A 19,986-nucleotide genomic window follows, 5' to 3' on the forward strand; every position below is an offset into this window, starting at 1 on the left:
TCGTCCCGCCGCCTTCTGCAACACGGGTGCCAGTTCCCCCTTCAGATACCCTCGAGGTCGTCCCCTCGGACGCTCGTGATCCAGTAGTACCTTCGGCTACTCGATCACCGTAGATATTGATCTCCACATAGACCGACTCGGCGATCCTGGTCGTCGACGTCCCCTCGGAGACACGCGTGGTCGAACCACCCTCTGAAACTCGTCCTGTGCTCGTGCCCTCGGCGACGCGAGTAGAAGTGCCCTCTGATGTCCTTGCCACGACAACCCTCGCTACTTCTGCCACTGGTTGCACTAATCAATCACAGCGCCAAGAACGAGTAAAGAGGGTTAGCGCCTGAATTCTGCCGTGCTCTGGCTGGGAGCACTGGGGATGAGCCCAAAATCGTGAAGGGACGCCCGCTCAAGGGAGCCCGGTACCGGTCACCAAATGACCAGTGCTACCATACAGTGGGCATTGACCAATGCTGGCAGCCTTCATGACGCGCAACAACAAGTAGCTCGTTGCATTGCCGAACCTCGACTTGTGAGGCACGAGAATCGTCGATCAAGGCCAGCCGCGGCTCATCTATCTTCGCTCGCATTCTCCTTGCCCGCCGATAGGCTTCCGCATCTTAGCGGCCAATGAGCGGTTTTCTCACGTGCCCCAAAAATCGCAGATTATTTCGTACAGGAACCGTCTCCTAACGCCGGTAGATTTTTCCAATTGCTCGTGAGCACTTCAAAATCTGCGGACGCACTCGGCGTGGTATCGCCGGTACTCGTCAAGAACACCGCATCATCTTTAATGCCGAATCGATCCTTTAACTCGTCGACTACTTCTTGGACCGCCGCCACGATTCGGTAATTAGGATTATGAGCAGAAGCGGATGATGAGATGAGGATACCGATCTCGCGGCCAGTACATTCCGAACCGGCAGTTGAAGGGATTCCCAGCCGTTCGATCTCAGCAACGAGGCCGTCGGGACCCACAAGATAATGATAGGAAACACCACCTTTGAGCTGTGCGTCCGGTTGCTTCAGATACGACAGCACCTCCTCTGTCGTAGCCAATCCACCTGTAGGCAACATACGAAGGACGATACGCTGATATCGTTGTGTTTCCCCGCCCAACATTCCGGCAGCTATTCCAGGATTCTTTTCACCTGGAGGATACAATCTAAAAGACGCAAGCTGGCATCCTCCCGCCCAAGTCTCACCCCGGACCTTTCGCTTCAGGTTCCTTATCATCATCGAAACTATCTCATCGTCATAACCACCGCGCGTATCTTCTGCCGACGCGCAAGTTTTCGCGATCGTCGTGTCTTCAACCTTGTTCGGATAGCGGCGCGCAAGCGCACAACCCAAAAACATCATGTCGCGAATCGGTTTTTCTCGACACATTCCTATCTCTGGAAGTGTAACCACTCTCCAAGCATTTGCAGAAGGCGCCTCGACATCCTTGCAATCGGTCGAAGGCCCACCCATACGATCGAACAGATCTCGCAAATAGCGACTCGACTTATCGCTGTCGCCCATCCAGAAGGCGATTACTGCTAGATGGAATCGCGCGGACTGACTATGGTCATCGCAACCGGACTCTCTAACGAATTGAGCAAAGCAGTTTTCTGCAAGTTCCGCGGCGCTTCTTGCTGAAAACCGTAATGCGGTCATACAAGTTAAAATCGAACCTTGGGCCGAAAGCCGCCGAGCTTCTGGCGTTGCCGGACGAATTGAATTCAAGATTCTTCGGAGCTCTACTTCGGAATAGTTTCGTGATTGCGCTGACAGTTCGACAAGATTGCACGCAGTACCAGTCAAACGATGCCACATCGTGCAGTCAACCATTTGAAGATACGGGACCCAAGCACTGTAGTATATCGCCCGCGCCCGTTCCGTTTGGTTCAGGTCCTGGGCATCTGCGAGTGCGCTGAACCAAATTGACGCAAGCCGATAAGCGCGATCACCGAGCAATGAATAAGCCTGAGAAAAATCTGCTTTGACATTGATAGAGAGTTCGGCGCGAGCATCGTGATCACGCCAACCTCCTGAGAGCGCAATTAGGGAAACGCCAACGTTCGCGAGGCGTCCGGCGTTGAGAATACAATCAGTTACATCCAGTTTGGTTAAGTCAGTTTCAGTAGATTGAATTTGACCGCAGGTTGTCTCGTACCTGACCGCCGCGCCGCCCTTAGCCTTTAGAAACAAGAACGCCCGCCAGCCCTTTTCCGTGCCATGGCCGGTTGCAAGCTCTACGCGCGGAGTACAGTTGAATGTCTTTGAGGTGCTTTGCTCCTCCGTAACCTGACACCTGGTATCCAATTCGACGAGTTCACGGATATCTCGTGACCCAGCAGACACCAGGAGATAGTAAGCTGAAAGCAGGGCTACCATTGCAAATGAGGCAAAGCCAATTTTGAAGAGTCGCGCTTTGTGACCGCTTTCACTTGCGGACACCAGGCGTCCCTCGTCGGGAGTCAGGGCGCGCATACCGAACCTGCCCCTTCTCACCAATTTGAGATCTTGCGATCCTAAGGTTGCGCCCTCTCCGCCGTCGCTCCAGTCCTTGGCTCGGCTCTCCAGCAAACGGCGAGCTCGTTGGCCAGGCAGGCGACTTCGATCGAGCTCCCGGATTGCTAACGGCGCAAGGGTATCGTGGACTAGACGTGTGCCACCTCGGGCATGTGTCTGAGCTTCGCCCCCAGAATCAACCAGGAGTGTGTGCAGTTTCAGGGTTCGTGCTGCGGCCACTGACGCTGCCCCAGCGTGGCTGTACTGCTCGTTGAGTTCTGATGGCGTGAGGAATTTCGACGTACCAAGTGAGGTTGTGTGCGCACTAAGGATGTCGAGGGTAAGGCCTGAGTTCCAGGCTTCTGGCGCGTCGCTTCGAGCTCGTTCCAATCGCTGTTTCAAGTAATCGTAGAGGCCAAATCCCTCCTTTGCGATGTTTCCATAAAGTTGAGACGTAAACGTGGGAGCTGAGTATGAGAGTCGCCTCGCTTCTACCCACATTTTTGTAAGTAGAACTTGAAGGGTCGGCGCAATGGGCGCATCCACGTCTTCGAGGAGTCTGTCAGCAATCCGTTCAGCGAGGCCCGTTTCGATCGACAGACCCCATTTCTCGCGCGAACGCTTCGTCTTGGCTACGCCTACTACGGCCTCGACAATCTCGGCTCTTGTCAATGAGGAGACAAAGATTCCAGGAGCGACCAGCCCCGCACGGCGAAGGCCTTGCTCAACTTCGGGCAGCCATTCCTTGCGGAAACTGAGGATGATGTTGCCTTGAGGTTTTCGAGGTGCATCTTCGAAGACGGACTTGATGCTCTGAACGAATTGTCTGAATTCGAGATAATTTTCTTTCTCCTGTCCGATTAGGACCTCTTCCAACTGGTCGACGATCACGACTAATGGTCTCTTGGATGAGTTCTCAATTTCGAGCCAAGACTCGACAAGATCATCCTGGTTCGCTCCGTCGCCGGCAACGCAAGTCACTAAAAGGCTGGCCAATGATTGCGCCGTCGTGGCACGGGCATATCGAACGGCATGACTTAGCTCCAACCTCGGTAAAATTCCCGCCGCGAGGAGCGATGATTTACCGACCCCAGATTGACCGTAAAGGAGAATGACTGGCTTTGCTGGTTGCGTCGTCAGTAAGCGGAAGAACTTGCGCATGACGGCGCATCGACCGAAAAATGCGTGCGCATGCGCGCTGCCAAAATACTCCAGGCCGACATAGGGTTCTGGTGGAAGATCCACCGTTGCGGGGGATGGAAGACCCCAACACAAGTCAGGATCGGGAATCTTTCCACCGCTCCCATTGACAACATCGGCGATCGGAACCGCAAAGACAGTTCCCCCCTTGGTCCGACGATCATCCTCCATTAGTGCGAACCGAAGGAGACCGACGACTACACCGTCTATAATGACTGGGGCTCCCGAGAGGCCTGGAAGCGGCGCTCCCTTTCCGGCAGATGCTTCCTGACAAAATAGCTGGATTACCATCGACCGTTGGAGCGGAACAGATGACGCCGTAACGGTGCCAACCACATCCATACCGTCGGGCTTGATGTCTGGAAACCCATGGCTCCGCCATGCGATCGTCGCAGAGTCTTCTTCCGCGTACTCCAAGTGCCCGAGCAGCAGAGGCTTGAGTTCGCGCGGCTTTGAGCAACGTAGAACCGCCCAATCCGCGAGATCATCGTAGCACCCGGGCTCAATGGTCGCATCGGTCTCACCGGAGGGAAATACCAATCTTACCGCACCGCGAAGCTCGGCCGTTGGCGCGGGATTATTGCGATCGCAAACAACATGGAATGCAGTCACCACCAACTCTGCGGTAACAAGGAATGCTGTGCCTCGAATAACGCCGCCATCTGGCAACGTCACTTCAACGCGAGCTATCGCATCCCTGAACGTGCTCAAATCAGCCCTCGTACTCCATCAGGTCCGCGGAAACCACTCTTCGGTCTGCGGAAGATATCAAGCGGACATATGTGGGCCTGAAGTAAAAGTACTTCTCAACGTCATTACGTCCCACGTCCATAACAAATTCTCGAAGCGCATCGTTCGCGATATTTGCGTCAACGTCGAAAATACTTTTCGGAAACCGCATCAAATTGGCCCAAGTACCCGAATTTAGATAAGCCCCGGTTTCCAGTTCAATCTTTTTTGCCAGATGGGTGTGGCCGAAGATGACAAACTTAAAGCCGCCATTCCTTATCAAGGTGCGAGCAGCGCTGAGGTAGGGTTTGTCAGCATCAATTGTTAGCTCGAAAGACGTATCGGTTTGTAGCACCCGAACTGCCTTCATCAATAGACCAAGCCGCGCTTTGAAATCGGAAGATGGATACGCCAGAAGCTGCAACAAACTCTGCAGTTGCTCACGAGATCCGATTTCACCTAGCTCTCGGTCTACCGGCCCAAATAGCGCGTCCATGAAGACTTGGCTATCGGCGGTCGACATCGTCCTGCGAAGCTCATCCGTCAAAATTCCTACCGGTTCGGGCGCTCTGCTTGGCGCGCTCACAAGATCTCCTTGATACACCTGCGACGAACCGCCAGTTGAGCCGATTTCACCTGCCCGAAGTGGCGTGACGCTATCGCGCAAACCATGGGTGGCGCCTCGCAAAAGGACTTTGATCGCGCGGGTAATGGTTGTCCGTGCTGCGGGCTCTAATGTGAGCAGCAACGGAAGCATTCCCTCATTCTCTGGCTTCAACAGATCAATGAAGCGATATTTTTCCTTCAACGGGTTGATCACCTCCGAAACCAGGCAGCTTCCCACCGGTGCGGACGGCATCAGATTGGAACCATCCAATCCGCGAGACAGTTGTGACCTGAAACGCCGGAAGGCATCGTGGTCCACCTGATTATATCGATCATATCGGTTGCCATGCTCGATAACGGCGTCGCCGACAGTGTAAGCTTCCCCGTCGAATATAAACTCAAAATCCGTGCCATTCACCACGTTCAACCGTTCCCGCAGCAGCTGTCTGATGACTGGGTACGTCAGTTCTAGGTCGTGGTTTCCCAATGTCATCACTAGACGATTGCCGCGGCATAGAAAGTGCTCTAGCGCCGAAAACACCAAGTGCTCTCGTTCACAGACGCGCCGGAAAGCCAAAGCTGCAGATTCGACAGAGTGCAAAGATGTCCAGCTATTGGAGTCAGCGCTTGGCTCGGTAAGAAAGTCCAAAAAGTCTCCATTGATCACAAGTTCGATCGATCCGTCGGCGGATGACCCATTCGCCAAATCTCGAATAAAACGCGCTATGGTCGCTCCTTGCGTACAAATCGCGAAACCCGGGTCGGTCGCCCCCGCAGCGCCTGCTGATCGCCCACCCAAATGTAGATCCGAGATGACGTATGTTTCACGCACGTCTAAAACTCCAACAGAACAGCATGCTCGCTCGCAAATATCCAACTAAGTCTGCGATGCTTCTAACACGCAATGGTAGCAAATGTCTGCCGCAGCGTCGCCAAGACCTGCCAAGGCTTTGGTCGGCATTCGCCAGAGGGCGTATGGCTTCAGTATTTTCGAACCGCGCGCCGCACCAGTTTCGCACCAGAAACATGGCGAACACGACGCCACGAACGCAGTCAAAATCGACGAAAGCGCAACAAAATCAACAAGGTTGGCGGGTAGCCGGCCGCTCATAACGGTCTGGTTGCAGGTTCGAGTCCTGCCGGGCCCACCAGAGATCTCAAGAGAATCACTTATTAGGTCTTGATTTCGTCGGCCGTCGGTCACCGCACCAGAAACGCATCGGTCCATTCCTCATCGCTTCAGTTCTGAGGTCCTCGACCTACCGCTCTACATGCGATCCCGCTACGGTCTCTCCGTAACGATCGTAGATTCGGATGCGCTATCGCAGAAATGGAAAATAGCTGATGGCATGATTATCTTCGGACTAGCCGACATCAGTGCTGACCTACCGACGGCCGGTGCGGAGATAGTGTCTCCAATCCAAAAACATCTGAACTTCATCTCAGGAGCGGCCCATGGAATAGAACTCGAAGTTCGGACGCATGCTTGTCACGTTGGCAAGCCGGTTCGACAGACCGAAGAAGGCTGAGATCGCGGCGATGTCCCAGATGTCCTCCTCGGTGAACCCGTGCGACCTTAGCGTAGCGAAGTCGCTCTCGGACACCTTTTGGGCCTCGATCGAGACCCGAACAGCGAAGTCCAGCATCGTCTTCTGACGATCGGTGACGTCGGCCTTGCGGTAGTTGACCGCTACCTGATCCGCGATAAGCGGGTCCTTAGCACGTATCCGCAGGATCGCGCCATGTGCGACCACGCAGTACTGGCACTGGTTGAGGTTGCTGGTCGCAACCACGATCATCTCGCGCTCGGCTTTGGTCAGGTTGCCGGGTTTGTCCATCAGCGCGTCGTGGTAGGCGAAGAATGCGCGGAACTCTTCCGGTCGGTGCGCGAGTACGAGAAAGACATTCGGAATGAAGCCCGACTTCTCCTGAACGGCCAGGATGCGGTTCCGGATGTCGTCGGGCATGTCGGCGAGATCTGGGACAGGGAAGCGACTGACTGCAAGTGTTTGGGTCATGACTTTGGATCCTGGGTTGCTACTCGTTGGAAATTGGTACGATCACGCGGCGCCGCACCGCTCCGCCGAGCTTCTTGAGTTAATCCGACGCCTCGATACTGGTATTCGGTTTGCGCGCAGAAGCTGCCGTCCTTATTGAATGCCTCGTGATCCACTTTCGCTATCGAGTTCATGGCAGTCGCCCGACGTCTGGATGAAGCAGGGGAGCGTCCTTCAGCCAGATTTTCGCACCTTCCGCACCGGAGACAGCGCGCAGCGCTTGTCCGGCCGGCAAGCGGATCCAGCTTTGCGAGATCAGCGTCTGATCGCCGACCGACAGGTTTCCCGCGAGTACGAGCATTTCGAGCCCCCGGACGTTCTCGACGGTGACGGGACTGCCGGGCAGCCAGCTCTCGAAACGTACGTTTTCCGATTCGTCGTCGAACAATTCGATTGCGCGCGCGGCGCCCGATCTCGGCTCGAGCGTACGACCTTCTCCGGGCCGCCGCACGATCTGCGCGCGATCGTCCGCCCGGAATTGCCAAAGGCGGACGAAGATCGTGCAACCATCCTTCGATGCGGGAACGTGCGAGGTGCCGGGAGGATTGCGGAAATAGCTGCCCGCCGGATAATCGCCGTGCTCATCCTGAAAAACCCCGTCGAGAACGACGATCTCCTCGCCGCCACCGTGCGTATGGCGGGGGAACGCGCTACGCGGGGCGTATCGCACGATCGACGTGGCGCGCGCGACCTCGTCGCCGATACGAAACAGCATGCGCCGGTCGACGCCGGCCGCCGGGCTTGATGCCCATGGGAGTTGCGCGGCGTGAACGATCACGGGAAGGGTCAGGTCGTCATTGATGCGCATGGCTCTTCTCCGTCATGTTCAACACCATTCCGAACTTGGCCTGCCCCGACCGCATCCGTGCGACCGGCTCCGCGGCTCTCTCCAGCGGGATGGTCTCGATGCACGGAAGTACGCCCGCGAGCACGCTGAAATCCAGCATCTTTCATTCTGGAAGGGCGTGCCTGTCATCGAACCCAACAAGCCGCGCTCGCCGCGGACGAGATGTCCCACCGATACGGGCAGAGGGTCCTTTCCCGCGCCCAACAGCACCAATTTTCCCTGCGGAGCGAGAGCGTCCATGAGCGCCGCAACCGCCTGAGCATGGCCGACCGTAGTGACAATCGCCCTCGCACCGCCCAAGCGCTGCAAACGGGCGACCGCATCTTCCTTATTCGTATCTATGTAGACATGCGCTCCCAAACGGAGCGCGTCATCTGCGATATCGGCGCCGCGTCCGGCGGCCACGACCCTGAAACCCATCTTTCTTGCGTATTGAAGCGCGAGATGTCCCAACCCGCCGATCCCCTGAACGACCGCTGTGTCGCCGGCTTCCGCACCCGACTTCTTGAGCGCGTCGAACGTCGCGATGCCCGCGCAAAGAAGCGGCGCGGCCTCTTCGGAACTCAGTTCATCGGGCACCGAGACGAGCCCGGTCGCGCGGGCGATCATCATCTCGGCGTAGCCGCCATCGCACGACGATCCAACGACCGGCTGGTTGAGACAGAGCTGAAATTCACCCCGCCGGCACTGGACGCATTCATTGCAATGGCCCCCGAGCCTTCCAACTCCAACCCTTTGACCGACCTTCCAGATCGACGGCGTTTCGGCACCGAGGGACGCGATGCGCCCCACCACTTCGTGACCGGGAACGCGCGGCGGTCGCATCGCGGGATCGGCGCGGTCGATGTCGGCGGCGTCCGCGCCGCAGATCCCGCAGGCTTCGACCGAGATCAGCACCTCTCCCGCGCCTGGCGACGGCGTCTCACGTTCCGCGATTTCGAGCGTGCCTGGCTTCGAGACCTGCGCGACGCGATGGTAGCGTTTCATGGTGTTGCCTCCGATGGGCATCGCTAGATATTTTCTCTGGGCGAGGCCCGATTAGTGGCGCGGGCGACTTCACCGCCAATGCGGAACGGCTTGCGGCGAGAGTTACTACGGGAAAGCTGCAGTGATCCGTTCTAGATTCCGACGAGTGGAACGCCGCTTGCCGCGTTCTGCGGTCGTCGCGACGCGATCAGGCGCCGCGCTTCGTCGGCGCGACCACTGCGCAGCAGCCCGCAGGTCACGGAATATTCCAGGAGGTCGCGCTGGGCGCGGCTGCCCCCGACCCTTTCATGGGTCTGCAAAACGGGTTTTAGTTCGTCGACGACCCGTGTCCAGTCGCCTCTCGCTAGACCGTCGAAGCCGCGCGCAATGGGTACCAGAATATCAGCAGCGGGTCCCTTTGGGGTCTCGATGATCCTCGCCAGAGCCTCCGCATCATCAGCCATCGCAAAGGCAAGCGCACTGTGCATATCGGCAAAGATGATCCCCGAGTTGGGAAACCACTTCGCCGCATACTGGCTGATCTCTCTCCACAATTCCGGAGATCGCGGCTCACCTACCATCTCGGCCCGTGCAAGGAACGAAGCGCAGTCCGTAAGGACATTGATCTGCGGGCCCCACGAACCGCCCGGATGCAGCGCTTCGCGATATATTTTCCATGCCTGGTCCCGCCTGCCGGTCTCCAGGGCCCAGAGGGCAAGATGCCAGCTTATATGGCAATGCAATTGTCCCCCGCGTGGATAGGCGGCATTCCATTGGTCGAGATAGGCGAGCCCTTCTTCGCGCTGCCCCTTCTCATAGAACAGATGGGCCTTGATATGCGCAGCGTGCGCGTTGCGGGGAAAACCGCGAAGTGCGGCCTCGATATTCTTGAAGCCAGTATCGAGCCTATGCAGCTCGATTTCGGCAAACGCGAGCACTGTTCGAAACCACCAATCATCGCCATAGTGCTTGGCAAGTGGCTCCAGCAGTGCCAGTTGCTCGACCTCGCGCCCGGACTTGCCCGAGAAGCCGATCAAACCAAACACACCGGTGGCCGGCGCCAGCGCCATGGCGTCGCGCGGCCAATCCTTGATGTGCTCGGCGATCATTGAAACTGCTTCAGCGCCCTGACCGCTCAGGATCGTGGCAAAGATCGCAATATGACTTTGCTCGCGAGCCGTCGTAGCTGGCGCGAGCGCCAACGCACGCTCGAGCGGCGCTTTTGCTTCGCCAACCCGGCCAAGCACTTGCAAGGTTCGCGCAAGTGCGATGTACGCCAGAGCAAAACCTTCGTCCGCGGCGATCGCGTCGCGGAATGCCCGGTCAATCCCCGTTCCGGCCGAGAGCAGCTTGTCGACGCCGCTCACATAAGCGTCGCGGGCGGTGCCGGAGCATGTGCTCAGCTTGTTGCCGTATCGGTCTTCAAGAACGCGCATACGATTTCTCACCGAGTTTTCAGTCATTATGATGACTACTCCTCAGCAGCCTGTTTGGCCTTTGCCTGCCGCAAGCGACGCTCATCGCCCAGTTTGAGCAGCCGCTCTCGATCCTCCGGATCCACTCTTCCGTATCGGGCCCGCCAGACGGCTCCTTCTTCGTTCCACCCAAACGGCGCTTTAACGGTTGTTCGGGGCGTCTTCGCCGTATCAAAAAGAGTGAGCGCCTGGCGTAGGATTTCGCGCTGCATATCGGGCCGCCAGGGATGCCCGCACGGATTACCCAATGGAAAATCCGTGAAGTAGAATCGTGGAACGCCGCAGTGCTCCACAACGTCCAGCGCCGAGCCGACGATGACGGTCGGAATGCCGTTCGCTTCGAGATGCCGGGCTACCAAGCTTACGGTCTGGTGACACACAGGGCAAAGGGGACAAAGGATTGCGGCATCCGGCCCATCTTTTCGAACGCGCGCCAGGATTTCAGGTGCATCCTCGGTGTTCGTTTTCCGTTGGCTGTATTCTGTCGGCACACCGTGAAAGTGCCGGGTCAATCCGACGAGGGCGCCTTCGCCGACTAATCCGAAAGCTGCTTCTATCGGCAAGAAGCTGCCCGGGTCATTGGTGTGGGTCGACTCCTTGTCCCATGCAACGTTGTCGGTAAACAGCCTCTTAGGCGGCGGCGAAACCAAACCTGACCACACCCGCTTCGCGCCGTCAAAATCAGGGGGACTAGCCGTGGTGATAAGTGCGATACGCAGGTCCGATGACGATTTGGCAGGTTTGGTGAAAGGGACATCATCGAAGCTCGCCCAGACATAATCGTTGTCGTAACCGAGGGCACGGTAATAGTGGCGCGTTTGCTCCATATATTGAACGGGGGTTTCCGCTACGGTCATGTGGTTTCTCCTCAAGACGCTAATTTGGTCGTGCGGCGGGCCGATATGAAAAGCCAATGAGTGCCAACAGCGCGGCGAGCAACGGTGCGAACGACAGCATCAGGACGGTCGACCAGCCGAAGGACGACAGCAGTCCGCCCGAGAGGAATGATCCGACCGTCATCGTGCCAAAAACTACGAAGTCATTGAGCGATTGGACTCGCGCCCTTTCCTCGGGACGATGGCACTCCAGAACCATCGCCGAAGCGCCGATGAATCCGAAATTCCAACCGATCCCGAGCAAGCTCAGAGTCACCCAGAAATGCGCGACGTCGATGCCGAGTAGACCAATGGACGAAGAGGCCGCGATGAGCGCCAGCCCGACCGCAACGATAGCGGATGCACCGAAGCGCGTGATCAAGCGTCCCGTCCAAAAGCTCGGAGCATACATCGCGATGACATGCCACTGCAGCCCAAGGTTGGCCGACTCCTGGGACAGTCCGCAGAACTTCATCGCCAGAGGGGCTGCCGTCATGAGGAAGTTCATGAGGAGATAGGATACGACCCCACAGATCACTGCCAGGATGAAACGCGGCTGCCGGGCGATGATAGCGAGCGGCCTTCCGGCGCTTAGATGAGCTGCAGTTAGCGGAGGAAGCTCAACGCCCGCCAGAATGACTGCGGAGAGAGCGGCAACTGCCGCCTGGCCGACAAACGTCACAGCAAAAAGGTAAGGCCCACAGGTTCATGGTGTGTGTCACGAGCTGTGGACCGATCACACCGGCGAACACGCCGCCAGCCATCACGGCAGAGAGAGCGCGCGGACGTCGTTCCGCCGCTACACAATCGGCGGCAGCAAAGCGAAAGGAGAGCACCACTGCCGCATAGACGCCACCGAAGAAGGTCCCCGCGCAGAATAGCCAGAACGACGAGTGGAGTACCGCGAGGAGCGCAATCAAGCCCGCGAGGACGCCGCTGCCTGCACCGAGCAGGAATGTCATGCGCCGGCCATACCGCTCGGCGACAGCGCCCGCCGGCAGTGTGCACAGGGCCATGCCGACGACAAAAACCGAAACCGGCAGCGTCGCAAGTGCCTTGGTGGGCGCCAGCATGTCACCGACCACGGCCCCGGTTGCGTAGACGACCGTGGAATTGGCGCCTGCGAGGGCCTGGGCGACAGCAAGCCTTACGACATTGCTGCGCTCTCGGCGAATAGCTGCCGACGCATCCGGCGCAAATCCGGCTATTTGCAATCCGTCTTGCATTTCATGTTCTCTGCGTCGGGTCGTCCGTCCGGAATGAACCCTTCTGCGTTTGCTACGGCAATCGATGCGCCTTCAGGCGCTCCCTCAGCCTAGAAATATTGCGCTGGTCTTTCCCTCTATAAAATGCCATTTTATGTCGATGAAACGACAACCGCCTCGGAAGGTTGGCTGGAGGCTGCTCGAGGCCCCTCAGGGTCTTGGTTCACCGAAACCGATGATCGTTCGGGTTGAATCGCTTCCGGCCAAGAGCTACTTCGCCGAACACAGTCACGGTTGGAATCAGCTGGTCTACGCGATTGCAGGCGCGCTCACAGTCAAAGCCGACGGAAGAAGCCTCGTCATTTCCCCAGAACAAGCCGTCTGGCTGCCGACCGGCACCAAACATTCGGTTGGATCCCTCATGGGCGCGGAATTCCGAAGCCTTTGGGTAGCCAATGAGGCAAGTCCCGGTATTACGTCCCGAAGCACCGTCATTCACGTATCTCCGCTTCTGCGAGCGCTCATCGTCGAGGCTGCATCGCTGAATCAGGAGGATCGTCACTACGCCGGTCGTGTTATCGCACTCATCCTCGAGCAGTTGCGACGGGCACCGCCCATCTCGGGAGCGCTGCCATGGCCAACCCATCCGCGGTTGCTTGCGCTTTGCGAGACCCTCTATGCCGATCCTGCAAATCCCCGACACAGCGACAAATGGGGAGCAGAGATCGGGATGTCCCCGCGAACCCTGACCCGGCAATTCGAGCGCGAAGTAGGCATGAGCTTGCGTACCTGGCGCCAGCGTCTGCGCCTCTTCAAGGCGATCGAATTGTTGGGCAGTGAGCTCCCGATCACGGAGATCGCGTTGCGTCTCGGGTACTCATCAGCGTCTGCATTCATATTCATGTTTCGCTCGGAAATGAGCATTAGTCCCCTGCAGTACAGACGCAATCTAACTTACGCAGGTAATACAGGGACTGCATGAAGACTGGCCAGAATCGTTTTGAGTCCAGGACGGAAAGGCTCTATCTGAACAGATGAATTTCCGCTTCTTATCCGATAGCGGAAGCTCGTGCGGCCATGCCTTGTTCATCCCCGATGGCCAAGACGATACCGCACCAGAAACAACCTTATCGAAACACAACGAACGCGATCTAGTTCAAAAGAAATCGCAGCCACCACTGCGTCGAGCGGTGCACTCACGGATCTGGACCCAGTTGAGAAAGAGATCGACCTGACGTCAATTCGAACAGATTGGAAGCCAACGATTGTGGTCGAGCCATTGGCGGAGATCGCGCTCAAGAAGATGTACCATCGGGCGACCATGTTGAAGCCTCGGGACATCTTCGAAATCACGGTCATCAAGAAGCTCGACGGCTGCTCCCTCACCACAAACTTGAGTGCAGTCGCTTCGAAAAAGGACGACCTTCTTCGCCGCGTCCACAGCATCCGCGCCGACTACCTAAGAGCCGACCTCGCAGAGCTCGACATCCAACCTGGATGGGAGCAAGAGCAAGAAACGTGTCTCGAAACGGTTCGCGCTCTCGTGGAGCAGATTCCAAAAGCCGGCTAGCTGCGCGATACGGGAACTCGGGCTTGATTCCGGGTCTTCAACACCGCACCAGTTTCGCACCAGAAACGGCCTTGCCAAAGCGCAACGAACGCGATCGAACCCAAACTAAATTGCAGCAAAATCAACAAATCCAACCATTCTCCGGCCGCTCATAACGGTCTGGTTCCTGGTTCGAGTCCAGGCGGGCCCACCAACAAGAAGAAGATGTATACGTCCACTATAAGAACGACTCGCTCGGGCTTTAAGAGCGACTCGATTCCGGGCTTTAAGAACGACTCGATTTTGTAAGTCGATGCCCGGTCATCGGAAATCAGCGGCCAAGTCGGGAGCCAAACATTAACGCCGCGAAGATTTCGCCGTAGGTAGCGTAAGCGGTTTTGCGGTGATCGCAATCGATTTTGATCGTTCTCCGGCGCCAGCAGCCGCTGGGCTGCCAACAATGCCGGTGGTCCATCGCGATGCCGATGCTGGTGCTGAGGGTGATGATGACGGTGATGATGCCGCCACAATGATGGTCGGCATGCCGATGAGCAGCAGCATCATGCTGATCATCATCATGGTGCCGCTGATGATCGGCGCTGGATATGCCGACCCCGGTCTTTTGAGCCTGACTGTTACGCCCGGGCCGCGGTGTCTTTCCTAACGAAAAGCGGCTCCGCGCTGTCTACACTTCTTTCGGAAGCATCCTTAGCTGTTCTGCGTCGAACGCTAGGTGAGTGAGATAGTTCGCGACCAGAGCCCCGACAGCTTCCGCCTGCGCTGCATCGCGTTGTCGCTTAAGCGGCTCCCTGTCCGCACGCCGGGACAGCCAAAGCTTATGTGCGGCCCAGACCCGCGGGTCTGGAGCGACGATGCGGACAGGTTCGCCCTTCTCGTCGATCGCGGTTGCCTCGAAAGCTGGTGAATTCTGCAGCCAATCGAGCCCTTCGATTTGAACGGCAGTCAGGTCTTCGGGGTCGGAGCCAATTTTATCCGGCGCCTTCCTCCAGGGAGGGCTCTGCATAGGCTTGATGAGATCGACGAGATAGCCGTCCCGGTTTACGGCGCGGAACGTCTGCTTCGTGCGCTCAAAGCTGGTATCGACACGTTGGAGTATCTTTAGCAGCGAAGACTTGGAAACGTCCTCGTTCGCCACAAACATAAGGCCGCCGCGCGCGTCGAACAGAAGATCGATGTCTTCCGTCGTGGTCAAGCCAGGATCGATTCTGACGCCGGAGGAAGCCTCATAGGCATAGATCGCGTTCGCTCCGAGAATCCGAATGCCGGAACCTAACATCCCGAAGCCGTCGAGAGCGCGCATGATGCGGGCACCGATCAGAGGCACGCGACCCAAGCCGAGGGCGCGATTGACCGCGGCTTGACGGTCCATGGTCTCGCGCAAGTTCTTCAGTCGGTTTTCCGCCGCTGCTCGCTTAGCCTCGAAGTCGGCCTTCATCTTTTCGGTGTCGGCCGAACGCGGGCCCAGCGAGCTTTGCTTTCGGAGGCCCGCTTTATCGTAGTAGCTCCGGATGAGGTATTCGTGGCCTTTTGACGCTACCCAGGTCAGGGAACCGCGATGAGCGTCATACGCCTCCTTGGCGTCTCGCAAGGCCTGGAAGCGCTGCTGGCTATTGACCACCTCGCGGCGCTGATCATTGTTAAGCTCTTGAAAATTCATGGTTTCAACACTTCGATCAGTTTTAGGGTCGTTCTGTTGAAACAACATTTATCATGCCAAATCAAAGGTTTCAACAGTTCCACCTCATATGAGGCCAAACTGTTGAAACCAGGAACTTTCCCTATTCGCATCCGCCTTGCTACCCGAACCACCGGTCCAGCTCCACGTAGTGGAGCCGAACACCGTCGACATCGATAAACTTACCCCGAGGCGGATTCTCGCGTTCCGCCTTCCGCGCCAGTTGCCGGTTCACCAGCGCCGTCGCCGCCAGCAAGGCGGCTCCCCCGGCAACCGCCGCGATGGCGGGCCGATGCCGGAGCAGGGCCGCGAAATCGAGCAAAAGCGATGACGAACGCGGGCGCGAGAGAGTCATGTGCCGTGCCTCGGGATGGTCCGCACGATGACCTGGGCAGCGCGGCATGGAGCAGAGCGACCCCCCATCGCTCCGCTACGTTCCTGCCGCGCTTGCCCTTAGGCCGACTTTTTCACCTTCAAGGCGCTCTCTAATCCTTGTCGCAGGGAGTCCGGGGTATACGGCTTCACGACAAGCACCGCGCCCAATAGTGCCGCCTCAGATCCGACGCCGCTGTCTCCGGTCGCCAGAACAAGACAAAGATCCGGCCGCCGTGCGCGCGCGTCCTTTGCCAGTTGCAAGCCAGACACCCCGGGAAGGCCGACGTCCGTGAGAAGGATCGTCACAGCAACTTCGTCCAGAACCTTCAGAGCCTCATGTGCCGTGCCGGCTTCTCGGACATGGCACCCGAGATCGCTCAGCATCTCTGTTGTCGTCAAGCGGATCAGTTCGTCGTCTTCGACGAGCAGCACGGTCGCCCCTTTCACCGCGTCTTGGTCGGCTGGCGGAGCTGATTTTGGAGCCGCGACGCGCCGTTGAGCGTGATTGGCCAGCACATGCCTGACCTTTCGGGCAAGCGCCTCCCGCGTGTAAGGCTTTGCCAACAGATCTACTCCGAGATCGAGCCGTCCGCCGTGCACGATGGCGTTCTGCGTGTAACCTGACGTGAAGAGGACAGCTACGTCGGGAAGCCGTTCCTTGGCTTTGCGCGCCAACTCCGGGCTGCGCAGCGTGCCTGGCATCATCACGTCGGTGAAGATCAAATCGATCGGTATGCCGCTATCGACGATGGCGAGCGCTGCAGCCGCGTCTCTCGCCTTGACGACGCGGTAACCAAGCTCGGTAAGCATGGAGACCGCGACCTCACGTACTTCGTCATCATCCTCGACGACGAGCACGGTTTCTTCGCCGCCTTTGATTTCGCCGGTGGTGGCGCTAACGAGCCTATCCTCAACCGCCATCTCTCGCGGAAGGTAAAGCTTCACTGTCGTTCCAGCGCCGACCTCGCTGTATATTTTGACGTGGCCGCCCGATTGTTTGAGAAAACCGTAGACCATGGCGAGCCCCAAACCTGTCCCTTTGTCCTCCGATTTGGTGGTGAAGAAGGGCTCATAGACCCGTTCCAGAATGTCTGGCGGGATGCCGGTGCCCGTGTCGGTCGCCGCGATCATCACATATTGTCCGGCAGTCAGATCGTCGTATTGGCGCACATACTCGTCGTCGAGAAAGGCGTTGCTGGCTTCGATCGTCAACCGGCCCTCGCCATTCATGGCATCGCGAGCATTGATCGCCAGGTTTAGAATGGCATTCTCAAGTTGATCCGGGTCGACAAGGCTGTTCCACAGCCCGCCACCGACCACCGTTTCCACTTCGATCTCTCCGCCCAGCGCGCGACGCAGCAGATCGTCCATGCCTTTTATCATACGGCCGACGTTGACCACGCGAGGCTCCAGCGGCTGTCGTCGCGCGAAGGCAAGCAATTGAGAGGCAAGTTTTGATCCGCGGGCGACGCCAGCCAATGCGCTTTGGACCCGCGTCTCGGCCCGGGCATTGCCCGCGATGTCTTTACTGAGCAGTTGCAGATTCCCGCTGATGACCTGCAGCAGATTGTTGAAATCGTGAGCGATGCCGCCGGTGAGTTGCCCGATGGCCTCCAGCTTCTGCGAACGGAGCATCGTCGCTTGCGCCGCCTGGAGCGCGGCTTCGGCTTCACGCCGCTCAGTAATATCGCGCGTTACCTTGGCGAAGCCGACCAGCTTGCCGTCGTCGTCCCGGATCGCGTCGATGACGACGTGCGCCCAGAATGGTGTGCCATCCTTTCGAACCCTTTGACCTTCGTGCTCCCACCGGCCTTCCCGTGCCGCGGTCTCCAGGCCTGTTCGTGGAAGACCCGCGGCGCGATCCGCTTCCGTGTAGAAATTGGAAAAATGGCGACCGATAATCTCTTCCGGGGCGTACCCCTTGATGTGCTGCGCGCCGGCGTTCCAGCTCGCGACGTTGCCGTCAACATCCAACATGTAGATGGCGTAGTCGGTCACACCCTGCACCAGCAGCCGAAACTGCTCTTCGCTCTCTCGTAATTTCGCCTCGGCCGCTCTTCGTTCGGTCAAATCGCGGGTGATCTTGGCGAACCCCACGAGGTCCCCCTCAGGTGAGCGGATTGCGTCGATGACTACGTGAGCCCAGAACTGCGTGCCGTCTTTGCGCACGCGCCATCCCTCGCGTTCGAAACGGCCGGTGCGCTCGGCCTCCTCCAGAGCCAACGCAGGCACTTTTTGCTCCCGCTCGGCGTCCGTATAGAAGGTCGAAAAATGACGACCGATGATCTCTTCCGCTTCATAGCCTTTGAAGCGCCTGGCACCCGGATTCCAGCTGGTTACGTGGCCCTCGCGATCGAGCATATAGATCGCATAGTCGGTGATCGCCTCGACAAGGAGACGGTACCGCCCCTCGCCAGACTGCGAGGCTTCGAACCGATCAGAGGTTTTCATGCGAATCCTATCCCGGTCCCAGCCGGGAGCGGGACCGTCTACGGTGAAACAATACTTTGTTGATCAGGTTCCATATGACGCGGCTTGCCGATCCCGATCCGAGCCCCGGCGGGGCCTCTATCTCCGGCCCGATACCGGGCTTACCTGGCCCGGGTCGATCCCATTTTGAGAGCCAGGTCACACGTCCCGATGCGATAGTCCGCTAAGTTCAGTGTCGTCCCTGTGAAGGAGATCGGACATGGAATGGGCGGCTAAGGCGCTGGCGCGGGCGACCGGTGCGGACGTGGACGTGGAAGAAATCAAGGCGGTCGCGATCTTCTGCTGCGCCGGACTGCTGCTGTCCCTGGCAGTGGCCATGGTCTTCGGCCCGAACGTCTGGGCCGCTCTCCTCTGAGCGAGATCTTCATCCTGACCGCCGAGCTGGATGCCGCGACCTTCGCTTAGCTGGACGGGCTCCGTCGCGACCACTTTCCACGGGAGCGCAATCTTCTACCGGCCCACCTCACGCTATTCCACCGCCTGTCGTCGGCGCAGACGGCCCGTCTGAGCGATTTGGCCGTCCTGGGTGATCCCGTGCCCATCCATAGCCTCCTCCTGCTCGGGTTCGGGGTCGCCGTCCGGATCGGGTCTACCAGGTTCGCGCAACTGCAGGTGGCAGCGCGGGACGTCATGCGCGGCGAATTCTCCCGCCAGGACAGCCAGACATGGCGGCCTCACGTCACGATCCAGAACAAGGTCACGCCGGACGCCGCGCAGCGGCTCCATGGTGACCACCGCGCCCGGACACAGGCCAGCCGGAGTATACTAATCCGCCTCTGCGGTGCGGAAGACGATAATAAAAGACCCCAACTCGGGTTTGGTGGAGTTGAGGCCAAGTTACTGGACCAGCTAGGCTTACCCTGACTCAGTACGTCAGCATGCACTAAGACAGCCTTGTGCGCGCGATACAGCGAGCGGCGTACCTCGAAATGGCAGGATGTTCTCTGTCCTTACCCGGCTGAAACTTGCTCGTCGGAGCGTATGGCGCATCGTCGGGTCGCGTTTATTGACCCGCTGCAACTTGCGATGACCATCGGTCAGACCTGTCACCTCGCCCCGCGCCTGCGCCCCATCGTATTCATCCACGAGCCGGCGTTTTGCCTCGATATCAAGCGCGTCGGCCTGCGCGCTAACGTCCTCGCCGTTTGCCGCGCGTCATCTGATCGCTGGACCATCGGGTGAAGCTAGAAGAGGAACGCCACCCCGGCGAAAGTATTGCGACGCCACACCAAGCGGCAAGCGAAGCTCGTTCGAAATTCGTCGAAGGATAGGTCGAAGTCAGTCGACGGGATCGGCGCATCTTCTGGCAGTATTCCGGCACCGAAAACTGAAAGGTCTCTCATTGCGCAGGGCGTGACTGTTGCACCGCCTGAGAGCGAAAGCATGACTGTCTGGTCGACCGTCTTGCGTGTGACGCGTCGCCGCTCAA

Annotated in this window: 16 protein-coding genes and 2 pseudogenes; 6 read left to right on the forward strand and 12 right to left on the reverse strand. The window is 58.3% G+C overall.

What is annotated here, in order from left to right:
* Positions 1-657: 657 nt before the first annotated feature.
* From ACLFLU_RS35025 to ACLFLU_RS35065, 9 genes and pseudogenes are all read right to left on the reverse strand, one after another.
* Positions 658-4,398 (reverse strand): trypsin-like peptidase domain-containing protein, encoded by a 3,741-nt coding sequence (locus ACLFLU_RS35025; RefSeq protein WP_426409240.1) that lies wholly within the window; start codon positions 4,396-4,398, stop codon positions 658-660.
* A 1-nt stretch (position 4,399) separates the two neighbouring features.
* The gene (locus tag ACLFLU_RS35030) at positions 4,400-5,854 is read right to left on the reverse strand and encodes a hypothetical protein (protein ID WP_426409241.1); all 1,455 of its coding nucleotides are present in this window, start codon (positions 5,852-5,854) and stop codon (positions 4,400-4,402) included.
* Positions 5,855-6,464: 610 nt separating this feature from the next.
* On the reverse strand, positions 6,465-7,040 hold the full coding sequence (locus tag ACLFLU_RS35035; protein WP_426409242.1) for a peroxidase-related enzyme: 576 nt from the start codon (positions 7,038-7,040) through the stop codon (positions 6,465-6,467).
* Between the two features lie 169 nt (positions 7,041-7,209).
* Complete coding sequence (locus ACLFLU_RS35040; protein ID WP_426409243.1) at positions 7,210-7,887, reverse strand: cupin domain-containing protein; 678 nt, start codon at positions 7,885-7,887, stop codon at positions 7,210-7,212.
* A complete protein-coding gene (locus tag ACLFLU_RS35045; RefSeq protein ID WP_426414231.1) occupies positions 7,874-8,026 on the reverse strand; it encodes a hypothetical protein in 153 nt (50 codons plus the stop codon). The genes ACLFLU_RS35040 and ACLFLU_RS35045 overlap by 14 nt, the downstream gene beginning before the upstream one ends.
* A gap of 65 nt (positions 8,027-8,091) precedes the next feature.
* Positions 8,092-8,934: pseudogene (locus ACLFLU_RS35050) on the reverse strand (alcohol dehydrogenase catalytic domain-containing protein); the annotation flags it as partial.
* A 110-nt stretch (positions 8,935-9,044) separates the two neighbouring features.
* On the reverse strand, positions 9,045-10,355 hold the full coding sequence (locus ACLFLU_RS35055; protein WP_426409244.1) for a tetratricopeptide repeat protein: 1,311 nt from the start codon (positions 10,353-10,355) through the stop codon (positions 9,045-9,047).
* Between the two features lie 8 nt (positions 10,356-10,363).
* Complete coding sequence (locus ACLFLU_RS35060; RefSeq protein ID WP_426409245.1) at positions 10,364-11,224, reverse strand: glycine reductase; 861 nt, start codon at positions 11,222-11,224, stop codon at positions 10,364-10,366.
* 19 nt (positions 11,225-11,243) lie between these two features.
* Positions 11,244-12,468: pseudogene (locus ACLFLU_RS35065) on the reverse strand (MFS transporter).
* Between the two features lie 214 nt (positions 12,469-12,682).
* Between ACLFLU_RS35065 and ACLFLU_RS35070 the strand changes: the two are divergent.
* From ACLFLU_RS35070 to ACLFLU_RS35080, 3 genes are all read left to right on the forward strand, one after another.
* The gene (locus ACLFLU_RS35070) at positions 12,683-13,429 is read left to right on the forward strand and encodes an AraC family transcriptional regulator (RefSeq protein ID WP_426409246.1); all 747 of its coding nucleotides are present in this window, start codon (positions 12,683-12,685) and stop codon (positions 13,427-13,429) included.
* Between the two features lie 285 nt (positions 13,430-13,714).
* Positions 13,715-14,017 carry a hypothetical protein gene (locus ACLFLU_RS35075; protein ID WP_426409247.1) on the forward strand — a complete coding sequence of 101 codons (303 nt, stop codon included), beginning with the start codon at positions 13,715-13,717 and terminating at the stop codon, positions 14,015-14,017.
* A gap of 382 nt (positions 14,018-14,399) precedes the next feature.
* Positions 14,400-14,660 carry a hypothetical protein gene (locus ACLFLU_RS35080; protein WP_426409248.1) on the forward strand — a complete coding sequence of 87 codons (261 nt, stop codon included), beginning with the start codon at positions 14,400-14,402 and terminating at the stop codon, positions 14,658-14,660.
* 21 nt (positions 14,661-14,681) lie between these two features.
* Here ACLFLU_RS35080 and ACLFLU_RS35085 read toward each other — a convergent pair whose 3' ends face one another.
* The 3 genes from ACLFLU_RS35085 to ACLFLU_RS35095 form a co-directional block, all read right to left on the reverse strand.
* Positions 14,682-15,722 (reverse strand): GSU2403 family nucleotidyltransferase fold protein, encoded by a 1,041-nt coding sequence (locus tag ACLFLU_RS35085; protein WP_426409249.1) that lies wholly within the window; start codon positions 15,720-15,722, stop codon positions 14,682-14,684.
* Positions 15,723-15,813: 91 nt separating this feature from the next.
* On the reverse strand, positions 15,814-16,047 hold the full coding sequence (locus ACLFLU_RS35090) for a hypothetical protein (RefSeq protein ID WP_426409250.1): 234 nt from the start codon (positions 16,045-16,047) through the stop codon (positions 15,814-15,816).
* A 98-nt stretch (positions 16,048-16,145) separates the two neighbouring features.
* Complete coding sequence (locus ACLFLU_RS35095) at positions 16,146-18,518, reverse strand: PAS domain S-box protein (protein WP_426409251.1); 2,373 nt, start codon at positions 18,516-18,518, stop codon at positions 16,146-16,148.
* Positions 18,519-18,756: 238 nt separating this feature from the next.
* Here ACLFLU_RS35095 and ACLFLU_RS35100 point away from each other — a divergent pair, with 238 nt between their 5' ends.
* The 3 genes from ACLFLU_RS35100 to ACLFLU_RS35110 all read left to right on the forward strand — a co-directional run bounded on the left by ACLFLU_RS35100 (position 18,757) and on the right by ACLFLU_RS35110 (position 19,739).
* Positions 18,757-18,912 carry a hypothetical protein gene (locus tag ACLFLU_RS35100; protein ID WP_426409252.1) on the forward strand — a complete coding sequence of 52 codons (156 nt, stop codon included), beginning with the start codon at positions 18,757-18,759 and terminating at the stop codon, positions 18,910-18,912.
* Between the two features lie 50 nt (positions 18,913-18,962).
* Positions 18,963-19,421, forward strand: a complete 459-nt coding sequence (locus ACLFLU_RS35105; RefSeq protein ID WP_426414135.1) for a 2'-5' RNA ligase family protein — start codon at positions 18,963-18,965, stop codon at positions 19,419-19,421.
* A gap of 117 nt (positions 19,422-19,538) precedes the next feature.
* Positions 19,539-19,739: a hypothetical protein gene (locus ACLFLU_RS35110; RefSeq protein WP_426409253.1), complete on the forward strand. Its 201-nt coding sequence runs from the start codon at positions 19,539-19,541 to the stop codon at positions 19,737-19,739.
* The last annotated feature ends 247 nt before the right edge of the window (positions 19,740-19,986 follow it).

The sequence above is a fragment of the Bradyrhizobium ganzhouense genome, assembly GCF_049949285.1.
Taxonomy (GTDB): domain Bacteria; phylum Pseudomonadota; class Alphaproteobacteria; order Rhizobiales; family Xanthobacteraceae; genus Bradyrhizobium; species Bradyrhizobium ganzhouense.